The following is a 3,270-nucleotide window of genomic DNA, read 5'->3' as shown; positions in this document are numbered from 1 at the left end:
CGTGCCCACGTCCTTCAGCGAATCGAACATGCGGCCGCCGCCGAACAGCTTGGCTTGCAGCCGGTCGCGACGCCCGCCCGCCTTCAGCACGTCGTTGATCAGGAGTTCCATCGCGTAGGCGCCGTAGCGACGTCCCGCGTCGGTGCCCGCCCCGGCCCCTTCGGGCAGCAGGAAGTGGTTCATGCCGCCGACCCCGGCCACGGGATCGCGCAGGCACATGGCGACGCAGCTGCCGAGCACGGTCGAGAGCACGACATCGGGATCGGACGTCACATAGTGCTCGCCCTGTCCGACGTGGATCCGCCGTTCGGTCATGTGCTGATCGCCGGCGCGGATCATGTCAGCGGGCCGAACACGCCTTCCAGCTTGTCTTTCAGCTGGGCGGTGGTGAAGGGTTTGACCAGGTAGTTGTTCACGCCGAACTGCACGGCGCGCTGCACCAGTTCGCGGTCGGCGCGGCCGGTCAGCATGATGAAGGCGGTCTTGGAGGTCGGCGGGTGGGCGCGGATGGCGCGCAGCAGGCCCAGACCGTCCAGGTTCGGCATGTTGAAGTCCGAGATCACCAGATGCACCGGCTTGGTGATGATGGACCGCAGGGCCAGCTCGCCGTCGGCGGCTTCGCTGATCTCGCGCACGCCGATCTGCTGCAGGCTGTTGCGGACCAGGGAGCGCATGGTCAGCTGGTCGTCGACGACCAGAACATTGAGGGCGGAAGCGGCGGGCATACGGGTAGTCCTTACGCGACAGGCTTTGAGGCGTGGGCGCCGGCGGCGCACAGGTCGAGAATGGCGGGGGCGAGACGGGGCAGAGACAGCTGGCGCTCCACGGCGCCCAGCTCGAAGGCGGCGCGCGGCATGCCGTAGACGACGCTGGAGGCTTCGTCCTGACCCAGGGTGCGGGCGCCGGCCTGACGCATGGCCAGCAGGCCCTTGGCGCCGTCCTTGCCCATGCCGGTCAGGATGACCCCCGTCATGGGGCGGCCCAGACGGGCGACCGAATGGAACAGGACGTCCACCGAGGGGCGATGGCCGTTGACCGTATCGCCTGCGACCAGACGGCAACGCCCGCCCGAGACCTCCAGATGCCGCTCGCCGCCGGGGGCGATATAGACATGGCCCGGTATCAGGGGCGCGCCGTCCACGGCCTCGGTCACCGTGGCGCCGGACGCCTTGTCCAGACGGGCGGCGAAGCTCTTGGTGAAGGTGGCGGGCATGTGCTGCGTCACCACCGTCGCCGGGCAGTTGGCCGGGAAGGCCGTCAGGATGTTCAGCAGGGCCTCCACCCCGCCGGTCGAGGCGCCGATGGCCAGGATGTGGTTTGGGTCGGCGCGATAGGCGCCGTCTACCGCGCGTGTCTCGCGCGTTTCCAGCGGCCGGACCCGCGAGCGGGCGGCGATCTTCACCTTGTCGGCCAGGTCGGCGAAGGCTTCCTGGGCCGGCACGCCCGGCGCGGGCTTGGCCACGGCGTCCACGGCGCCGACTTCCAGCGCCGCCAGGGTCACGTCGGTCCCGGCCTGGGTCAGGGTCGAGACCATGACGACGGGCATGGGCCGCAGGCGCATGATCTTCTCGAGGAACTCCAGCCCGTTCATATTGGGCATCTCGACGTCCAGGGTGATGACGTCGGGGTTCAGCTCCTTGATGGCGGTACGGGCCTCCAGCGGGTCAGCCGCCGTGCCGACCACCGAGATCTCGGGATCGCGACGCAGGACGGCGCTGATCAGGCTGCGCATGGTGGCGCTGTCGTCGACGATCAGGACGCGGACAGGTTCGCTCATGCCCGGCCTCCCAGCCTGTAGGCCGTCAGGCCGCAGGTCTGCAGTTGCGCAACCGCGGGGCCGCTGACGCGCTCGGAATGGCCGATGTAGAGGGTGGCGCCGGGGTTCATCATCGGGGTGAAGCGGCTCCAGACCAGCTCCTGGGTCGCGTCGTCGAAGTAGATGACCACGTTGCGGCAGAAGATGACGTCGAACTTGCCCCGCATGGGCCAGTCGCCGATCAGGTTCAGTTCGCGGAACGACACCAGACGGCGCAGGGTCTCGTTGGCGCTGAACAGGCCGGGACGGGCAGCGACGGGATCGAAATGCTTGCGGCCCGAGACGGGGACCGGCGACAGCAGCTCCTCGGAATAGATCCCCGCCGCGCCCTCGGCCACCATGTTGGGGTCGATGTCGGTGGCCAGGATGCGCACGTCCAGATCCGCGGCTTCCGGCAGGACGTCCAGCACGGTCAGGGCCATCGAATAGGGCTCCTGTCCGTTGGAGCAGGCCGCCGACCACAGGCGCACGCGTCCGCCCGCCCGCGCCCGCGCCGCCAGTTCCGGCATGACGTGGTCGCGCAGGTGATCGAAGTGGTGCGGCTCGCGATAGAAGCGGGTGACGTTGGTGGTCAGGGCCGCGGTCATGGCCTGGCGCTCGTCGACGCCCTCCACGCCCTCGATCAGGGCGCAGTAGTCGCGGAAGCTGCGCAGCCCCAGCAGGCGCAGCCGTTTGGCCAGGCGCGAATAGACCAGGGCGGCCTTGCCCTCGCTCAGGGCGATGCCGGCGTGGGCGTGCAGGGTCTGGGCGATGTGGCGGAAATCCTCGGCGGTGAAGACGAACTCGCCTTCCACCAGGGACGCCCGCCCGGAGGCGGTGGTCATGCGGCCTCGGCTTCGCTTTCGGCCGGCAGGACGTGTTCCAGATCAATCAGGCTGATCATGCGGCCGCCCTCGACGGCGAAGATGCCCTTGACGAAGGTCTTCACGTGGTCGCTGGCGACGTCGGGCGTCGGCTGGATGGTCGAGTCCGTCAGCTGCACGATGTCTGACACGGCGTCGACCAGCAGGCCGACCAGACGGTTGCCGACATGGGCCACCATGATGACGTGGCGGGCGGTCGGCTCGGCCGTGGCCAAGCCGAAGCGGGCGCCCAGGTCGATGATCGGCAGGACGATGCCGCGCAGGTTGATGACGCCCTTCATGTAGGACGGCGAGCGCGGCAGCGGCGTGGCCGGGGTCCAGCCGCGGATCTCGCGGACGTTCATGATGTCGACGCAGAATTCCTGCTCGCCGATGCGGAAGGCGATCAGTTCACGGTCGGCGCCGGTGACGTTGGAGGTGACTTCGGTCATGGTGCTCAGCTCGCCATCTTCAGTTCAGGGCGGTTGGATTTGCGGCGCCCGGCGATGACCAGGGCGTCGATGTCGAGGATCAGGGCGACGCTGCCGTCGCCCAGAATGGTGGCGGCGGAAACGCCGTCGACGTGGCGGTAGTTGGTTTCCAGGCTCTTGA

Annotated in this window: 6 protein-coding genes; all 6 read right to left on the bottom strand. The window is 68.7% G+C overall.

Annotation, left to right across the window (positions count from 1 at the left end; translation table 11 throughout):
* Window positions 1–339 (bottom strand): chemotaxis protein CheD (locus VGE49_RS05185; protein ID WP_414643598.1); only part of this gene is annotated, 339 nt, incomplete at its 3' end.
* Window positions 336–725 (bottom strand): response regulator, encoded by a 390-nt coding sequence (locus VGE49_RS05180; RefSeq protein ID WP_292084252.1) that lies wholly within the window; start codon window positions 723–725, stop codon window positions 336–338. The genes VGE49_RS05180 and VGE49_RS05185, both read right to left, overlap by 4 nt.
* Window positions 726–736: 11 nt before the next feature.
* Window positions 737–1,777: a protein-glutamate methylesterase/protein-glutamine glutaminase gene (locus VGE49_RS05175; RefSeq protein ID WP_331033502.1), complete on the bottom strand. Its 1,041-nt coding sequence runs from the start codon at window positions 1,775–1,777 to the stop codon at window positions 737–739.
* Window positions 1,774–2,640 (bottom strand): CheR family methyltransferase, encoded by an 867-nt coding sequence (locus tag VGE49_RS05170; RefSeq protein ID WP_331033501.1) that lies wholly within the window; start codon window positions 2,638–2,640, stop codon window positions 1,774–1,776. The genes VGE49_RS05175 and VGE49_RS05170 overlap by 4 nt, the downstream gene beginning before the upstream one ends.
* The gene (locus VGE49_RS05165) at window positions 2,637–3,110 is read right to left on the bottom strand and encodes a chemotaxis protein CheW (protein WP_331033500.1); all 474 of its coding nucleotides are present in this window, start codon (window positions 3,108–3,110) and stop codon (window positions 2,637–2,639) included. Before VGE49_RS05165 ends, VGE49_RS05170 begins: the two co-directional genes overlap by 4 nt.
* Window positions 3,111–3,115: 5 nt before the next feature.
* Window positions 3,116–3,270: chemotaxis protein CheW (locus VGE49_RS05160; RefSeq protein ID WP_331033503.1), on the bottom strand; the 155-nt coding region annotated here is incomplete at its 5' end.

Source organism: Brevundimonas sp. (assembly GCF_036405315.1).
GTDB lineage: Bacteria > Pseudomonadota > Alphaproteobacteria > Caulobacterales > Caulobacteraceae > Brevundimonas.
Note: the sequence above shows the minus strand (reverse complement) of the source record. Positions and strands in the feature narration are given on the sequence as shown.